Here is a 16,646-nt window from a genome sequence, read left to right on the forward strand (position 1 = left end):
TTACGGTTCGAGCGACTGGGCAGTTTGATATTTCTACAGCTAAAAGCAAGCTTCAGATTATCAACCACAAGTACTGCCAACCTATTCACCGACAGGATGGATACAGTTATGCCTAGTTTTCAACCTTTGTCCACAGAATCATCGATTAGAGGCAACGCGATCGCGTTTCAGAGATTGTTCAACCTGTTGGCATAAGATTCAGTGAGGAATTCTGAAGAAAGAGGCGAAGCAAAAGGACGAATTAAAGAGGCGATTACTCTAGTTATGCGTCAACTGACCAAGCGTTTTGGAGAAATTCCAGTGCCAATAAGCAGCCAAATTGAAGATTTATCTATTGAAAATTTAGAGGGTTTAGGAGAAGATTTTTTAGACTTCAACAGTTTGGAAGATTTGTCGAATTGGTTGGAGGTGCGATCGCACTAAAATCCTAACCACTGTAAAATGTTCCTCTTGTGACAAAAACGGTAACCTAATGAACTATCTCATGAATACTGTTACATTAGCAACGTGGATTCTCAGCCCTTTACTGGGACTGGCTATCTTACTATTCATCTTCCGGATTATCCTGACCTGGTATCCTCAGATCGATCTAAACCGCTTCCCCTTTAATCTGGTCGCTTTGCCCACCGAACCCTTTTTAGTCCCAACCCGCAAACTGGTGCAGCCCATTGGGGGTGTGGATATTACGCCGATTATTTGGGTTGGGATTGTTAGCTTATTGCGGGAGATTCTTGTAGGTCAGCAAGGATTACTGACCATGATGCACTGACTGCCCCTAACCCTTTAAGATTGGGCGGTTGCCATCATTTGCTCAACAAAATCCGTATAAACATCACCACTGAGAAACGCTGGGGTTTCTAAGATTTTTTGGTGGAAACTCAGCGTGGTTGCAACACCAGTAATGGCACATTCACGCAGGGCGCGTTTCATGCGGCGAATTGCGGCATCTCGGTTAGGTGCCCAGACGATTAACTTGCCGATTAATGAGTCGTAATAGGGGGGGATTTCATAATCGGTGTATACATGGGAATCCATCCGCACGCCGGGTCCTCCGGGTGGCAGATAACCGCTAATCCGCCCCGGTTGAGGACGGAAATTGCGTTCGGGATCTTCAGCATTAATCCGGCATTCAATCGCATGTCCCTTAAGCGTCACTTGGTCTTGAGTCAGTTTTAAGGGTTCGCCTTGGGCAATACGAATCTGTTCGGCAATTAAGTCCAATCCTGAGATCATCTCAGTGACGGGATGTTCGACTTGAATGCGGGTATTCATTTCCATAAAGTAAAAATTACCCATGGCATCCAGGAGAAACTCAATCGTACCCGCCCCAACGTAATTAATCGACTTGGCAGCCATGACGGCGGCTGTTCCCATTTTTTCTCGCAGTTCTGGGGTCAAAGCTGGACTGGGGGCTTCTTCTAGGAGTTTCTGATGGCGTCGCTGAATGGAACAATCTCGTTCTCCGAGATGAATGACGTTACCGTGAGTATCAGCGAGAATTTGAAACTCGATATGGCGGGGACGGACGATAAATTTTTCCAGATAAAGTCCTGGGTTGCCAAAGGCGGCTTCAGCTTCCCCTTGGGCGGCTTGAAACAGGCGACTCATCGCACTCTCGTCGGGAACCAAGCGCATCCCCCGTCCGCCACCACCTGCTGTGGCTTTAATCATCACCGGATAACCCATGTCTTTGGCAAGGGCTATGGCTTCGCGTTCACTACTCAACAATCCCTCACTTCCCGGTACGGTAGGTACGCCTGCCCGTTGCATGGTTTCCTTGGCGGTGGATTTATCCCCCATCGCCCGCATCGCTTCGGGTGATGGACCGATAAAGGAGATTTGATGATCGGCGCAAATTTCGGCAAATCGGGCATTTTCTGCCAAAAAACCATAGCCGGGATGAATGGCAGTGGCATTGCGCGTCAGGGCGGCGGCAATAATGTTGGGAATATTCAAGTAGCTTTTGCTACTGGGTGCTTCACCGATGCAAATGGCTTCATCCGCCAGTTGTACATGTAGGGCGTGTTGATCGATGGTTGAGTGAACGGCAACGGTGGCAATTCCCATTTCTTCACAGGTTCGGAGAATCCGCAGGGCAATTTCCCCACGATTGGCAATTAAGATTTTGGCAAAGTCCATAAAACAGCTTGCTCTATATCCGTATTCAGCTAATAGGCGAGGAGCCTCACGTCATAACTTTCAATTTGACGTGAGAGGAATCACCATAATATAATTTAGTACAGTTTGTATTGCTTAAAGTGGGGTTGGGCGTCGCCTCTCTATAAAACGCGAATCTCCTTTTGGAGAGGAGAAGCCTACAGTATAATCTTTGATTGACTGTAGGAGTACGTCACTAGCGCGGCGGGCATGGAAATACTTGAGCAGCTTCGTAGATACGATGAAGCAGGGGGAGCAGAGGGAGCAGAGGGAGCTGGGGGAGATGTTAGCTGTTGGCGTTATTTCTGCCTTCTTGCACTAGGATAAGGGGGATTGTCACCAATGGTTGCATCCTTGGGAAATCGTGGGCGATGTCTCTAATGGGATTCATCAACAAAATTGTCGAGAAGTCGTAATTTTCTCACAAGTGTTGGTATAATAAGTTAGCCAATGCGGATGTGGTGGAATTGGTAGACACGCACGCTTGAGGGGCGTGTGGCGTAAGCCTTGCGAGTTCGAGTCTCGCCATCCGCACTCCCTGGTGTATGACGGCATCGGGAAGTGATTCGCTTTGTTTGTGCAGGGTAGCCGGGGAAAAGAGGCGCGATCGCTTGCGTCTGGGTGCAGGTAAAATTTAGGCGATTAGGATTGAAGCTACCCCACACCGCTTGTATAAATAAGTTTGTATAAATAAGTCATTTGACAAATCTTTAAGCTTTCTTTGGATTTCTAAAGATTAATGGCGTGGGTGGAAAAAATCCAAAACCTTTGATCGGGTTAGCGCCTAGAGAAAGATTGCTGGTAAGATCCCTAGTTAATTTCTGGACTCTGGCGCGATCGCACGATTATCTGGAAATGGCTGTATTGCCGTTGAAGCTCAATACCAGTCAATAGCCAGTCAGTGATGTAGCAATTTAACAATTTGTAATATAATAGTTGATAATACTCAACAAAATTGTTCGGTTGACAACAATAGAGAGGTGAAGTTTATGTCTACAGTTTATAAGGAGCCAAACTTCATGCTAATCGATCTAACCGATAATGTTTGGGTCAATACCCTGATTCCCAGTGCTAACCATGCCGCGTTGCGTTGCGGATTTGCTGGATATCCGGTGAATCCTCGTTGGAATGCTGCCAAGTTTAAGGCGTGGAAAACTGGGCGTCAGTGGCGAGATGCACTAGCACGAGGCGAAATGGCGGTGCGTTCTCATGACTCAATCTTAGTTCCGGTTTGTGAGTTACACGAGGATGGATTAGATGAGAAAGAGGCGAATGCTTCAGACTCAAAGCCCGTTGCATCTGCAAATCATTCAAGGTTTAAGTTTCCGTTGAGACCTAAACAAATATTAGCCGCATTCCATGCTGTCTGAGCAAGACAAATTTTTTATGCCGGATTTTCAGGGAAGAGACGCGATTAATCGCGTCTCTCATCGTATTTTACAAAAAACAAGATGCCTGTACTAGAGATCCTAGCCTATGACAACAAGTATCTTAGAACGCAATCATATCAATATTCTTGGTAACGGCACGCAGACAATTATCTTTGCCCATGGTTTTGGTTCAGACCAAACCGCTTGGCGTCATCAATTCGCCGCCTTTGCCCCTAACTATCGTATTGTCCTCTTTGACCATGTAGGCGCCGGAAAATCCGATTTTTCTGCCTATAGTCCCCATCGCTACAGTAGCCTCTATAGCTACGCCGAGGATTTGCTGGAAATCTGTCATGAGTTAAAACTTACCAACTGCATTCTCGTAGGTCACTCAGTCAGTGGTATGATTAGCTTGCTAGCCGCGCTAATCGATCCCTCGTGCTTCAGTCAGCTTATTTTTGTCGGTGCATCTCCTCGGTATCTCAACGATGTGGGATATGTGGGTGGGTTTGAGCAGTCCGACCTAGATGCACTCTATGGGGCAATGTCGGCAAACTACTATGCTTGGGTGAGTGGTTTTGCTTCCATGGTGATGGGAAACCCTGAACGTCCGGAACTAGCAACAGAATTTGCGAATACTCTGACGGCTATTCGTCCGGATATTGCCCAAGCCGTTGCCCGGGTTATTTTTCAGTCGGATCACCGGGAGGAGTTACTCCGCCTGAGAGTACCGACTCTGATTCTACAAGCTAGCGATGATATCGCTGTACCCCTGCAAGTGGGTCAGTATATGGCAGATAACATCCCTGAGAGTCAGCTAATCAATATAAATGCAAGGGGTCATTTGCCTCACCTGAGTGCGCCAGATACCGTAACCCAGTCAATCGCGGCTTCTGTTTGTTCTTAACTTAAAGGGCGTTGATATAGGTGTCCTTTGTACCCGCCGCACTTTGGCGCTGACGACAAACTCTCCCTTGTCTACGACATCCTTCTTCACTTATTGTTGATGCTCATTATTGTCATTGGATCATCCTAATCAGCTTCCTACATTTAGACGATTTTTAATCGGACTATTGCTGATGCTGGTTGGTCTAGATACGCTTAATACCAGCAGGAGCTTGACATTGAGTTTAACATCGATTGTCTTTACTGTCATCGTTTTGTTTCCTCTACCTGCTTGGATTGTGAGTCCCTTCACCGCCACAAAAATGGGGGGAGGGAAGGAAGATGAGGGAGATACAAAAGTCAACTCAATACTCAATATTCAATACTCAAAACTTAGACAATCCCTAATCACCAATTCCCCATCACTGTCTATGCTAGGGTTGGTGGCGATAGTTGTCGGGCTGATTGGTAGTCAGTATCCAGATTTACGCCCTTGGCTCACAGGATTGGGTTTGGCAATTGGATGCGGTTTGCTAGTGCGTCGTTTCCTGTTAGAAATTGAATGGAAATTGGCAGCTGGTTCAGTACTCGCCGCGATCGCACAATCAGACATGAATACTCCTGATCAAATCATTGAGCAGGTTACACGCAAGTTGTACGAGTTATCCCTAGCCGACGCTGCGATCGCACTGCGTCAACTGGATCAGGTAACCGCCCAAGCCCTCGTCTGTTTTCCCCCTACAGCCCTACCCGATCAACTGACAACGCCTAAACTCTTTGCCGAAGCCCTAACCTATAAACGCACTCTATTCTATGCTAATTATCCGGCGACGCCCAAGGCAGCCCCTATCCTTGTCGCCAAAGGTACACAGTCTCTGGCGGTACTCCCCCTGCGAAAGGAGCAAACGACACAGGAGCAAGGTGCTATCTTATTACTCTGGTACCGTCAAACTTCCCTACCCTCATACCAGCGTCGCTTCCTGGATTTACTACTCGCACAACTCCACACCCTCCTACGTCTGCAAACCACCACGTTTCGCCTAGAACAGCTCAAAGCCCGCTACAATGCCATTCTAGAAATACCTCAGGGGGTAGTCTTTGTTGATATCGGTGGGGGACAAGGCTGGCTCAATCCTGCCGGAGCAAAGCTTCTGGGGTTAGAACCGGGTGAAGCGGAACCGAGTGCGATCGCGCAGGCGATGGCAATCTTACGCAGCCGCGTGGATAATCAGCAGGAAATTGCGACTCAGGCGGCACAGCTTTTTTCCCAACCGCAAGCAGAAATTCACGACTGGATCTGGAAGTTTAGTCAACCTCAACCGTTGGTACTGAGTGTATCAAGTCTGCCAACTGACGGTCAAGATATTCAAGGTCGCCTATGGTTATTTAATAATATCACTGAGAAATATTTTGCCCAACAGACATTAGCCAAACGTACCGCCCAACTGGAAATGGTGAATGAACAACTGGAAACGGTTAATGAAGCGTTGCGATTTACTCAGTTTTCTGTGGATCGGGCAGCTGATGCAATTTTTTGGATTGGGCAAGATGGACGAATATTATATGTCAATTATGCCGCTTGTCGGTTGCTGGGATACCCCCTGAATGATTTTCTGTCGATGAAGATTCATGACATTGATGCTAATTTTACTGTTGAGAGTTGGTCAGCACACTGGCAGGTTCTGAAACAATGTGGTTCCCTCTCTCTTGAATCTCATCATCGCAGCAAAAATGGTAAACTTTTCCCCGTAGAAGTGCGAATTAGTTATTTGGAATTTGACGGTAAGGAATACAACTGTGCCTTTGTCCGTGATATTACCCAACGTAAGCGATCTGAGAAGGCATTGCGTTGGGAACGAGAAAAGGCTGAGCGTTTATTGTTGAATATTTTACCCCAACCTATTGCCGAGCGATTAAAACAGGAAACCTGCCTCATTGCCGATCGCTTTGCAGATGTGACGATTTTATTTGCCGATATTGTTGGCTTTACCAATCTTTCGGCTCGAATGCCGCCCACACAATTGGTTTTTTTATTAAATCAGATTTTCTCCCGATTTGATCAATTAACTGAAAAGTATGGGTTAGAGAAGATTAAAACAATTGGCGATGCTTATATGATCGCCAGTGGTATTCCCACTCCTCGCAAAGATCATGCTGAAGCCATGCTCGAAATGGCATTAGATATGCAAATTGAGATTGCTCGCTTTAACAAGTTTCAGGATGAAAATTTTTGTCTGCGGATTGGGATTAATACTGGTCCTGTGGTTGCTGGAGTAATTGGCACTAAAAAATTTATTTATGATTTGTGGGGAGATGCGGTCAATACAGCCAGCCGCATGGAATCTCATGGTATTCCTGATAAGATTCAGGTCACAGAAGCTACATACAAACTCTGTCAAGACAAGTTTTTATTTGAAAAGCGGGGTCAAATTCAGATTAAAGGCAAGGGGAAGATGACGACTTATCTATTTATCGGTCGTAAATAATTTAATACTTGTTCATTGTTCTAATTTCTTCTGTTCTATTAAGATGCTTCTATCCATCCCTACACCCTACACCCTATCTCAGCCCAAAGACGCCGTGAGCAGTTAGGGCGGCTCCGGCGGTTTTGCTCTTAAGCTCATCCGCCAAGGTGAGGATACTGGGCTGCATTTAATTAAGATTTGTTATACAATTAGTAGTTTGGCGTAAATATATTGATTTTTTTTTAGTAATATCAAGAAGGCTGAAATTAGCAAAATAGGTAACATTTGTCAATCCGCTAAAGTACAGAAAATAATCCGAGAATTTGGCGGAAGCGAAAATATCGGGATTGTATAAAAATAAAAGTAATATTAATGAAGAGATGTAAATCCCTTTAGCAAATACGGAGAGACGAGGCTCATGTTCATGTCAACCCTGCTCTATCTGAATCACTACATCAGAATTGAGATGCCAAATCCAGACGTTGATAACACCATCTATGTGTCTATTTGCCGAGCTTCCGGAACCTATGATCCGGATGAGTGCGAACCTCATGTAACGGATTACCAACTCAGTGGGAAGTCCCCTGATCCAAACAATTGGATTAAAGAAGCCATGGATAGCGCGATCGCAACATTGGATAAAGCCGGGGTGAAATACTACAACCCAAAGTCTTTAACGGCGTATCCTACCTGTAGTCAACGAGTCGCTTAAGCCAACACCGCCGAATCCATCTGGTATCGTTGAGCCAGAAAAAATATCATAAGTTATTCTAGTCCTGTGACAATTGTCACCCTTGAGAAAATTTTTTGATTAGTCTCCTCAGAAGCGCTTTCACGCGGCAGGTTGTGCAAGGGCAGTTTTGTCATCCTATTTTATCGGCGATCTCCTGGATAGGAGTGTCTAAACCCGCCTCTACAAGGGTTTATTCCACTCATTTATTCATCAATGATCAGGAAATCATTGAGAATATATTACAATTAAATACAAACCGTATTATGAGAGTGCAAAATGGTTATCAGCGCTCAACTTGATTATGGCAGCATCTCCAACGCAGACAACGCTGAACAACTTGGGGAACTGCTGACGCAATGTTTCGCTAGTTCCCCTAACGATTGGCAAGTTTACCTAAATCGTATCGGTCAAGATAATTTCCGTCTCATCCGTCAAGGGGAAAAGATTGTTGGCGGTTTAGCCATTTACTCTATGGGACAATGGTACGGGGGTCAGTCTATACCCATGGCAGGAATTGCCGCCGTTGGCATTGCCCCAGAGTATCGGGGTACAGGTGCGGCTTATAAACTGATGCAATGCACACTCCAAGAACTTCATCAGCAAGGTGTACCCATTTCCACCCTCTACCCTGCTACCCAAGTTCTCTATCGCAAAGTCGGCTATGAACAAGCGGGGATTCGGTGTAATTGGCAGATACCAACCGAGACGATTCAATGGCGCGATCGCACTTTACCCATGTCTAGGGTCAAACCTATAGGCTACGAGGTTTTTCAGGATCTGTATTCTCAACAAGCACAAACCACTAACGGTAATTTAAATCGAAATCCAGCGATTTGGCAAAACCTGCTTGAAGCGCAAACTGATCAGCCCGTTTATGCTTATCTTATCGGTGAACAATCCCAACCGGAAGGCTACGTTATCTGTACCCAATCTCAAGAAGCCAATAACTTATTGCTCAATATTCAAGATTGGGCATTCCTTACCCCAGCCGCCGCACGGCGTTTTTGGACATTCTGCGCGGATCATCGTTCTCAGGTGAGGCAAGTACGCTGGTACAGTTCTTTGATTGATAGTTTAATGTTACCCTTACCGGAACAAACGGCTCAAATTCGTGATCAAAAACGCTGGATGCTGCGTATTCTTGATGTTTCTAAAGCCTTGGAAAAACGAGGATATCCTTTGCCGATTGAAACTGAATTACATTTACAGGTTCAAGATGAATTATTTGCCGCAAATAATGGTAACTTTATCTTGAGTGTTTCCCAGGGACGAGGAAACGTCACGCCGGGAGGAACTGGTGAATTCCGCTTGCATGTAAGGGCGTTGGCTTCTCTATTTACCAGTTTATTGACTCCTGAACAACTGCGACGGATGGGTTATTTAGATAGTACATCGGCAGCGTTGTCAAGAGCAACTTGGCTATTTTCTGGTTCATTACCTTGGATGCCGGATTTCTTTTAATCGGGATTAGGGATTGGGGTTTGCATTGGTGTTAAGTTAAGCTAAAGCCTATACCTTCAATTTAGGAAAGGGCGGGTTTTGCTCTAAATGTTATCGGTGATATTCAAGTTGAGTGGCTAAACCCGCCCCTACAATTGGCAGACGCTTCTTGCATCACGTCTCTACATGACTTTTTACTTTTTTTACTTGATTCATGTCACTCCATCAAACTTCTGGTCGCTGGCGCTTGGGATTAGTGCTATGTTTAATTACTGTATTTATGTGGGGTATTCTACCTCTAGCCCTAACCATAACCCTTCAGGTGTTGGATGTTTATACAATCACCTGGTTTCGTTTTCTTATGGCTTTTGGATTGCTGGCGCTTTATTTAACCACAAGACAACAGTTTCCCTCATTGCAGCAACTGCGTTCAGCGTCTCTGGGACTATTAGCGATCGCGACTCTATTTTTAGGGATCAATTATCTGCTATTTTTGCAAGGGTTGGGGCAAACTTCTCCCACAAATGCTCAAGTGCTGATTCAGTTAGCACCCATGTTTTTGGGTTTGGGCGCTTTAGTGGTTTTCAAAGAACGCTATACTCTGCGTCAATGGATTGGTGTGGGTATTCTGGTGTTGGGATTTACCCTATTTTTTCATGATCGACTCCAGACGTTACTCACCTCACGCTCTACCTATCTATTCGGTAATATAATTATCCTCTTAGCTGCTGTGACTTGGGCGATTTACGCTTTGGCACAGAAACAGCTTTTGCATAAATTACCCTCTACTACGATAATGCTGGTAATTTATGGCGTCTGTGCTTTATTGTTCACGCCGCTAACGACACCCCAATCCATCCTCAGTTTGAGTCCTTTACACCTGAGTTTACTGCTCTTTTGTGGGTTAAATACCCTGATTGCTTATGGTGCATTTGCAGAAGCCTTGGAACATTGGCAAGCCTCGCGAGTGAGTGCGGTATTAGCACTGACGCCGTTGGTAACATTAAGTTCAGTTTGGATGGCTTCGCGCTTTGTCCCCAGATGGGTTGCACCGGAACAGTGGACAGGTTTAGGGCTTTTGGGGGCTATGTTAGTGGTTTCGGGTTCGATTGCGATCGCATTAGGGCGTCGATCACCTTGAATACAGATTCAACTCGTACCCAACAGATACAGCACCAAGACTTTTAAACTGAAGTTCCCCCCATACAGATGTACTGCGCCCAGCGTCAAGCCTTATACCGTAATGGTTTGAGCGCTCAAGCCCCTCAAAAATCGTACCCATGTAGCACTTGCTATCATTAGCGATCGCTAATGATAGCAATAGACAAGAGATCGGTGAAAACCCTCGCTACATCAAGGTTGAGCGCGATTGTACCCATGTAGGGCGCGTCAAAAATCGCGCAAAGCCGCACGGTGAGGCAGTTTTGATTTTTTGGCTGGGGGAACTTCAGTTTAAATAAGGGCGGGTTTTGTTGTTCATTTATCAGTGACAAGTAGTTTGAGTGGCTAAACCCGCCCCTACAATTGACTTTTACCTATTTGCTAACTAATTAACTCGTTGTATATTAGTTCGCTTAGGGTCAAGAATTTTTTGCCCCAAACTGGGAAACTTAACCGCAATACTAATTTTATTGCCCGAACCGAAAACATGAGTTACTTCTCCGATACCAAAGGTATCATGACTGAGTAAATCGCCTTTTTTCCACTCTTTAGATTTTACTGTTGAACCTGAGGATTTTGACGAATTTTCAGTTGAGGCTGAAGGAGTTTTCTGTTTCACCTTCACCAAGGTACTACGAATTAAATCTTCGGGTAACTCATCCAAAAATTGAGACCGAACCGCAGGTTCACGATACCCATAGAGACGGCGTTCACGGGCGTGGGAAAGAAATAACTGTTCTTGGGCGCGAGTAATTCCCACATAACAGAGGCGGCGTTCTTCCTCTAAGGCAATAGGATCATCGATAGTACGGCTATGGGGAAAAAGTCCTTGTTCTAAACCAACCAGAAACACAACCGGAAACTCTAATCCTTTAGCCGAGTGTAGCGTCATTAAAGATACCGCTTGTTGTCCGTCTTCCAGATTATCTAAGTCAGACGCCAGAGACGCATTTGCCAGAAACCCTTCTAGGCTGGGATCTGCATTTTCTTCTTGGAATTGAACAACAGCATTATAGAGTTCATTGATATTTTCCAATCGGTTTTCAGCTTCGTCTGTGCCTTGGTTTTTCAAGTCATCAATATATCCCGATTCCTCCATAATAAACTTGATGATTTCTACAGCTTCTAAGTTTTCCGTATTGTCTTGGCACTGCTGAATCAATTGGGCAAACTTATTTACAGCTTTAGCAGAACGTCCAGCAATTGTATTTACCGAGGTTTCATCCCGGATAATTTCCCAGAGGGGAATGTTTAATTGTTGAGCTGCAACCACTAAATTATCAATCGTGGCTTTACCAATACCCCGGCGCGGTGTGTTTATAATCCGCAATAAACTTACTGTATCGCTCGGATTGGCAATGGTTCTTAGATAAGCCAAGGCGTCTTTAATCTCTTTGCGATCGTAGAATTTTAATCCCCCGATAATCACATAAGGAACTTGACCTCGCAGCGCATCTTCTAAGGGGCGAGATTGTGCATTTGTCCGATAAAGGATGGCAAAACTTCCCCAGTTCAGTTCTGGGTTTTGTTGATTCAGTTTCAGAATTTGTTGAACAACAAAATGAGCCTCTTCTAACTCATCTTCGGCGTGATGGCAGTAAATTTCTTCCCCTAAACCGCGTGTGGGTCTGAGAATTTTGTCAATTCGCTGGGTATTCTGTTCAATTAAATAGTTAGCCGCTTGGAGAATATTTTCGCGCGAGCGATAGTTTTCCTCTAATTTAACCATAGTGCTGGTTGTTTCATCAGGCAACCCATCGCCAAAGTCTTGCTGAAATCCTAATAAGATGGTGAAATCTGCCATCCTAAAGGAATAAATTGAGTTATGGACTAGCAGACGATTAGCTATATAAGTATGAGCTACATCGACTTCTAAGTCATACACGTCTCCCTCATACTCATCTTGCCAAACTTGCTCAATTTCCACCTCTGTTAAGGTATCATCCACCTCGACTAGCACTCTCATTCCGGGGTGGAGATGAGATAAAGGCATAAAATAATAACTTGTGCCACTGATTAATGCTTTGCGTTGAATTTCCAGTTGACCTGCATCGGCAATAGAATGCGCCATACTCACCGCTTCTTTGTATGAAACTCTCGCGGTTTCAACCCGATACTCTCGGCTATTTTTCCCTGAACGAATGCTAAAGCCAGCCGCTTCTAAGTTCGCAATATCACTACGATTAGAACACCATTGGATACGATGATAGCTAGCAGATTTTTGTCGCTCTAACCGAGGTGTACCAAACATAACCAGATTTAATGTCTGTCGTCGCAAACCATTCTGAGGACGGTAGTGAGGATAATCTGGATGCAGCCAGAGATCTTGCATTAATCGGTGAGCATTGGTGATGGTATCAATTTCTTGGTATAGGCGAAAAATCCACTCATCATTCAGACGCATACGCCGACCTTTACCATGAAATACTAGCGTTGGCAACCCATATTTAGCCGCATAATATGCTTCATAGTAAGCCGCTTCTTCATAAGAAGTCGTGGTTTTCAGTACCCAAAGCTTATCCCCATTTTCTTGGGCGATACGAACTTTAAAGCCGAGTTCATCGCATCGATAATCGTTGTGACGTAGACTTTTAGTGATGCCAACGCGATAGCCGCGATCCGCTCTGTACATCAGATACACATAATAATGCCCTTCAATGGGTGTCATTCTGGCAAGAACAATATGATGAGGTGTTCCACTTAATACCTGTTGACCCGCACGAATCGACCAGAGAGAACCACAAAAGTATCCTTTTTTGATATGAGTGATTTGATGGGGATAAAGTTGTTTTTGACCAGTCGGCGATAGAACCTTGTCTCCTACTTTCAAGGTTTCAATGGGTTTCTCGCCTGCGGGAGTTAAAACCTTGGTTCCGGGAGGAAAACACTGATCGGCATCACCGACAACAAATACGGAGCGATCGCGCCAATTCCATTGATTTTTTTCAGTTTCGCCGTTTGTGGTTAATAGGTGTATCAGTTCGTACTGGATACGGTTGGTGTCTTGATATTCATCCACTAAAATATGGCGAAATTGATTATACCAATATCCGAGGACTGATTCGTTTTGTTGGAAGAGTTGAACGGGGACTAAAATCAGATCATCAAAGTCCAGGGCATTGTTCGCCGCTAACTGGTCTTGATAATGGTGATAAACTTCGGCATAGACTCGCCCTTTATAACCCGACTGCTCTTTTTCAAAGTCTTGGGGCGATAAGCCTAAGTTTTTGGCGTTGCTAATCGCGTAGCGAATGGTACGGGGGTTAAATTTTTTATCGTCTAGATTTAATTGTTTGGTGACGATGGTTTTCACCAGAGTTTGGGCATCGGATTCGTCAAAGATGGAAAAATTACGCTTCCATTGGCGTCCTTTTTCATCTTGATATTTGTTGATATCATAGCGGAGAATCCGAGCAAACAAGCTGTGAAACGTACCAATCCACAGGGGTTTGATGTATTTTTTATAGACCTGCGATCGCAACTGGGTTTGTTCAACTTCTGGGAGTAACTCTAAACGTTGACCCCGCTTTTGAACAGCAAGTTGCTGGGCAAATAGGGTTTCAATCCGGGATTTCATCTCCCGTGCGGCTTTGTTGGTGAAGGTAACCGCTAAAATGTTTCCGGGATCGACCTTATGGGTAAGAATCAGATTGGCGATGCGGTAGGTTAGCGCCCTCGTCTTACCCGAACCCGCCCCCGCCACAACCAGCAAGGGACCGCAGAAATGTTCGACAGCGCGACGTTGAGAGGGATTGAGGTGCGTCAGAAAGTCAGTTGATTGAGTCATGGCTAGCTGAGGCAGGAGGGTAGGAGTTTGGCTATTCTAGTACAGGGTATCGTATTTTGAGGCAATCCTGTATCAGGAAGACGCCATCTGGCAATTATGATACTGTTGGCAATTTGTGTAGTTCTGTATGACCAGCAATACCCCAGCGACGAATACAACCCCTAGTCTCATTTCACCGGCGGTTACTCCAAAACCGGCTCCAGATACTCCTCCTATTAAACTAGGCATTATGGTATCAGGGAGTGGCACCAACTTTGAAGCCATCGCCCAAGCGATCGCAGATGGGCAACTCCATGCCCAAATTCAAGTGATGATCTACAATAATCCCGGTATCAAAGCCATCGCCAGAGCCGAAAAATTCGGCATTCCCATGGTTCTGCATAATCACCGGGATTACAAAAAACGAGAAGCACTTGATGCTCAAATTGTTGAAACATTGAGACAATACCAAGTTGAACTCGTCGTCATGGCGGGTTGGATGCGAATTGTTACCCCAGTCTTGATTGATGCATTTCCTAGTCGCATCCTCAACCTCCATCCTAGTCTATTACCCAGTTTCAAAGGGATTCACGCCGAGGAGGAAGCCTTAGCCGCAGGCGTCAAAATTACCGGATGTACAGTTCACTTAGTCAGCCCAGAAGTGGATAGTGGACTTATTTTAATTCAAGCCGCCGTTCCCGTGCTTCCGAACGACACGCCAGAGACGCTACACGCCCGGATTCAAGTACAGGAACATCGCATTTTACCCCAAGCGATCGCCCAAGTTGCGGCGGGGATGGCTTTAGGAGCCTAGAGTAGGGGCACGACATGTCGTGCCCCTACAGATGGTCGAGCAACTTCATATCAACTTCATATAAAACAAATCTGTTTTCACAGAATCTTTACAAAAAATGTCCAGCCAGGGGAGTATATTTACTTATATAAAGCTCTTATGCTTTTGATAAGTAAACATAATAATTAGCTGGGGTTTGCAAATAGTCGGGGATCTATCGCAAGTTTACGTTTCAACTTCTCGATGTCCCAATTTCCAAAGGAAACTGGACAGCCAATTGGTCGCCACATGAGCCACAATGGGAATCAGCAAATTCCCTGTACCGACAGCACTAACCCCCAGTAACAATCCCACAATCGTTGCCCAAACAACATAGGGCCACTGCTGGGAACCACTCAAATGTAAAATGCCAAACACCAAGCTAGAAATAATCACACCCAGGGCGTTTAAACCAATGGCGGGCAACATTACCCCCCGAAATAGCAACTCTTCACTCATACCCGGAAGTAACCCCAACCAAATCAGATCAGGTAATACCAATGGTTTTAAAACCAAGTTGAGGTAAACGTCAGCACTTTGACGGTATGCTGACCATAGGCGATAGACCACACCACTCATGGCGGTAATTCCCACGCCTATACCCAATCCGATGAGTAATCCTTCTAAGGTAAAGTCTAGGGATAAAAGTGTCACCGACCCAAATTTCAGCCAGAGTTTAGCCACGACGAGCAAAACAATCGCCGTTATCCCCATGGCAACTAACACTTGGGTGCGGGTGAGGGGTTCAAAGTCAGGGTTATCGGGAAGCTGTTTAGTCACTAACTATATAGATAAGCTACGCATAGACGACACAGAGGGACTCAGAGCATCAGCACTAATTCCAGCGCGATGTGCTACTAACATGCCCAGTGCCTCTAAATACGAGTGTACTCGCACAGCTTTGATTGCCAAAGGTTCTGGAGGCACTTGCATTGAGGTTTGGTTATCCTCAACGGCAATAATTTGAGTCCGTAACTGACTTAAGCTTAACAAGGCACTACCGCCACAGGCACTAGCGGGAATCACTACCGCATCCACATCCTCTGCCCAAATCTCTCCGGGTTGACGCCTCTTCACTTGAAATTGCGGGGCGCGACTTAATCCCACCAGCACACAGGGTAAAAACGTATAGCCTAATTCCTCGGCTGCCGATCGCGGCGACAAGTTGGGTTCTAGGGGAAGGGGCATTAATGCCGGGGCGTGGGCGCCAGGGACTTGGAAAGTTCGCACAATCAGGTGAGAGATCACGGCTTCTGCACCCGCTAGCGGATCGACCCCTTGTCCCTGTCGGTAGGCTTCTAGGGCTTCGCTTCCTAGATCATCAGGAAAACGAGCCACTACTGCGATCGCCTCTGCCTTTGCCTGTTGAATCAGCACTTCAGCCGATCGCAACAAACTATCCGGATTACCAATCGTACCCCAACTCGCACCCGATGGCGCTGTCCGCAGTTCCACATTTAAGGGGGCGTCAGTGATTACGTAGTCGGTCAGATTCAGTCCTAACGTGGCTCTGGTGGCATCAGCCGCTTGCAGATGGCGTAAACGCAGATCCGGTTCAATCCCTTGGTCGAGAATTAATCCCACCCGATTTTGATGCACAGGTTGTAACCCCCAGCATCCAGCGGCGAATTTGTCAAGCCCATAGCCTTCGACATAGAGGGCGTTGGGTAAATTCCAATAGAGTTGAGCACCATTGAGGACATTGGGGTGAGTGATTAGGCGATCGCAGATTTGCGCGATCGCTCTGGCGACGGGTAAAGCGTCTCCCGCATAGCCACCAATGGATGCGCCAATTCCTGTGGGAACGATTAAAACAACAGTATAAGGACGCACAATG

13 protein-coding genes and 1 tRNA gene are annotated in these 16,646 nt (G+C 45.7%); 10 read left to right on the forward strand and 4 right to left on the reverse strand.

Annotated elements, in window-relative coordinates; genetic code table 11:
* The first annotated feature begins 201 nt into the window (after positions 1-201).
* Both RLO19_RS13200 and RLO19_RS13205 read left to right on the forward strand, forming a co-directional pair.
* Positions 202-423, forward strand: coding sequence for a DUF4351 domain-containing protein (locus tag RLO19_RS13200; RefSeq protein WP_446357037.1), 222 nt, complete (start codon positions 202-204; stop codon positions 421-423).
* Between the two features lie 61 nt (positions 424-484).
* The gene (locus tag RLO19_RS13205) at positions 485-769 is read left to right on the forward strand and encodes a YggT family protein (protein ID WP_446357039.1); all 285 of its coding nucleotides are present in this window, start codon (positions 485-487) and stop codon (positions 767-769) included.
* A 14-nt stretch (positions 770-783) separates the two neighbouring features.
* Here the strand turns inward: RLO19_RS13205 and accC are convergent, their stop codons facing one another.
* Positions 784-2,139: an acetyl-CoA carboxylase biotin carboxylase subunit gene (accC, locus tag RLO19_RS13210; protein ID WP_446357041.1), complete on the reverse strand. Its 1,356-nt coding sequence runs from the start codon at positions 2,137-2,139 to the stop codon at positions 784-786.
* A 470-nt stretch (positions 2,140-2,609) separates the two neighbouring features.
* On the opposite strand from accC, the gene RLO19_RS13215 reads away from it, so the two are divergent.
* The 7 genes from RLO19_RS13215 to RLO19_RS13245 all read left to right on the forward strand — a co-directional run bounded on the left by RLO19_RS13215 (position 2,610) and on the right by RLO19_RS13245 (position 10,191).
* Positions 2,610-2,691: transfer RNA gene (locus RLO19_RS13215), tRNA-Leu, on the forward strand.
* A gap of 455 nt (positions 2,692-3,146) precedes the next feature.
* Positions 3,147-3,527 (forward strand): hypothetical protein, encoded by a 381-nt coding sequence (locus RLO19_RS13220; RefSeq protein ID WP_446357043.1) that lies wholly within the window; start codon positions 3,147-3,149, stop codon positions 3,525-3,527.
* 106 nt (positions 3,528-3,633) lie between these two features.
* Entirely contained in the window at positions 3,634-4,434 is an 801-nt protein-coding gene (locus RLO19_RS13225; protein WP_446357045.1) for an alpha/beta fold hydrolase, read from the forward strand.
* Positions 4,435-4,651: 217 nt separating this feature from the next.
* Complete coding sequence (locus RLO19_RS13230) at positions 4,652-6,898, forward strand: adenylate/guanylate cyclase domain-containing protein (protein WP_446357046.1); 2,247 nt, start codon at positions 4,652-4,654, stop codon at positions 6,896-6,898.
* 397 nt (positions 6,899-7,295) lie between these two features.
* Positions 7,296-7,589: a hypothetical protein gene (locus tag RLO19_RS13235; protein ID WP_446357048.1), complete on the forward strand. Its 294-nt coding sequence runs from the start codon at positions 7,296-7,298 to the stop codon at positions 7,587-7,589.
* 297 nt (positions 7,590-7,886) lie between these two features.
* A complete protein-coding gene (locus RLO19_RS13240; RefSeq protein ID WP_446357050.1) occupies positions 7,887-9,071 on the forward strand; it encodes a GNAT family N-acetyltransferase in 1,185 nt (394 codons plus the stop codon).
* A gap of 193 nt (positions 9,072-9,264) precedes the next feature.
* Positions 9,265-10,191: a DMT family transporter gene (locus RLO19_RS13245; protein ID WP_446357051.1), complete on the forward strand. Its 927-nt coding sequence runs from the start codon at positions 9,265-9,267 to the stop codon at positions 10,189-10,191.
* Positions 10,192-10,596: 405 nt separating this feature from the next.
* Here RLO19_RS13245 and RLO19_RS13250 read toward each other — a convergent pair whose 3' ends face one another.
* Positions 10,597-13,998 carry a UvrD-helicase domain-containing protein gene (locus tag RLO19_RS13250; RefSeq protein WP_446357053.1) on the reverse strand — a complete coding sequence of 1,134 codons (3,402 nt, stop codon included), beginning with the start codon at positions 13,996-13,998 and terminating at the stop codon, positions 10,597-10,599.
* Between the two features lie 127 nt (positions 13,999-14,125).
* Here RLO19_RS13250 and purN point away from each other — a divergent pair, with 127 nt between their 5' ends.
* Positions 14,126-14,791, forward strand: coding sequence for a phosphoribosylglycinamide formyltransferase (purN, locus tag RLO19_RS13255; protein WP_446357054.1), 666 nt, complete (start codon positions 14,126-14,128; stop codon positions 14,789-14,791).
* 204 nt (positions 14,792-14,995) lie between these two features.
* Here the strand turns inward: purN and RLO19_RS13260 are convergent, their stop codons facing one another.
* Both RLO19_RS13260 and RLO19_RS13265 read right to left on the reverse strand, forming a co-directional pair.
* Positions 14,996-15,589, reverse strand: coding sequence for a CPBP family intramembrane glutamic endopeptidase (locus RLO19_RS13260; protein WP_446357056.1), 594 nt, complete (start codon positions 15,587-15,589; stop codon positions 14,996-14,998).
* 3 nt (positions 15,590-15,592) lie between these two features.
* Positions 15,593-16,645 carry a DUF3326 domain-containing protein gene (locus tag RLO19_RS13265; RefSeq protein ID WP_446357109.1) on the reverse strand — a complete coding sequence of 351 codons (1,053 nt, stop codon included), beginning with the start codon at positions 16,643-16,645 and terminating at the stop codon, positions 15,593-15,595.
* Between the last annotated feature and the right edge of the window lies 1 nt (position 16,646).

Source organism: Coleofasciculus sp. G2-EDA-02, from assembly GCF_040226375.1.
GTDB lineage: Bacteria > Cyanobacteriota > Cyanobacteriia > Cyanobacteriales > Coleofasciculaceae > Coleofasciculus.

Coding starts and splice junctions, on each gene's coding strand:
- RLO19_RS13245 (WP_446357051.1), top strand. CDS start 9,265: ATGTCACTCCATCAAACTTCTGGTCGCTGGCGCTTGGGATTAGTGCTA.
- RLO19_RS13205 (WP_446357039.1), top strand. CDS start 485: ATGAATACTGTTACATTAGCAACGTGGATTCTCAGCCCTTTACTGGGA.
- RLO19_RS13240 (WP_446357050.1), top strand. CDS start 7,887: ATGGTTATCAGCGCTCAACTTGATTATGGCAGCATCTCCAACGCAGAC.
- accC (WP_446357041.1), bottom strand. CDS start 2,139: ATGGACTTTGCCAAAATCTTAATTGCCAATCGTGGGGAAATTGCCCTG.
- RLO19_RS13250 (WP_446357053.1), bottom strand. CDS start 13,998: ATGACTCAATCAACTGACTTTCTGACGCACCTCAATCCCTCTCAACGT.
- RLO19_RS13220 (WP_446357043.1), top strand. CDS start 3,147: ATGTCTACAGTTTATAAGGAGCCAAACTTCATGCTAATCGATCTAACC.
- RLO19_RS13235 (WP_446357048.1), top strand. CDS start 7,296: ATGTTCATGTCAACCCTGCTCTATCTGAATCACTACATCAGAATTGAG.
- RLO19_RS13225 (WP_446357045.1), top strand. CDS start 3,634: ATGACAACAAGTATCTTAGAACGCAATCATATCAATATTCTTGGTAAC.
- purN (WP_446357054.1), top strand. CDS start 14,126: ATGACCAGCAATACCCCAGCGACGAATACAACCCCTAGTCTCATTTCA.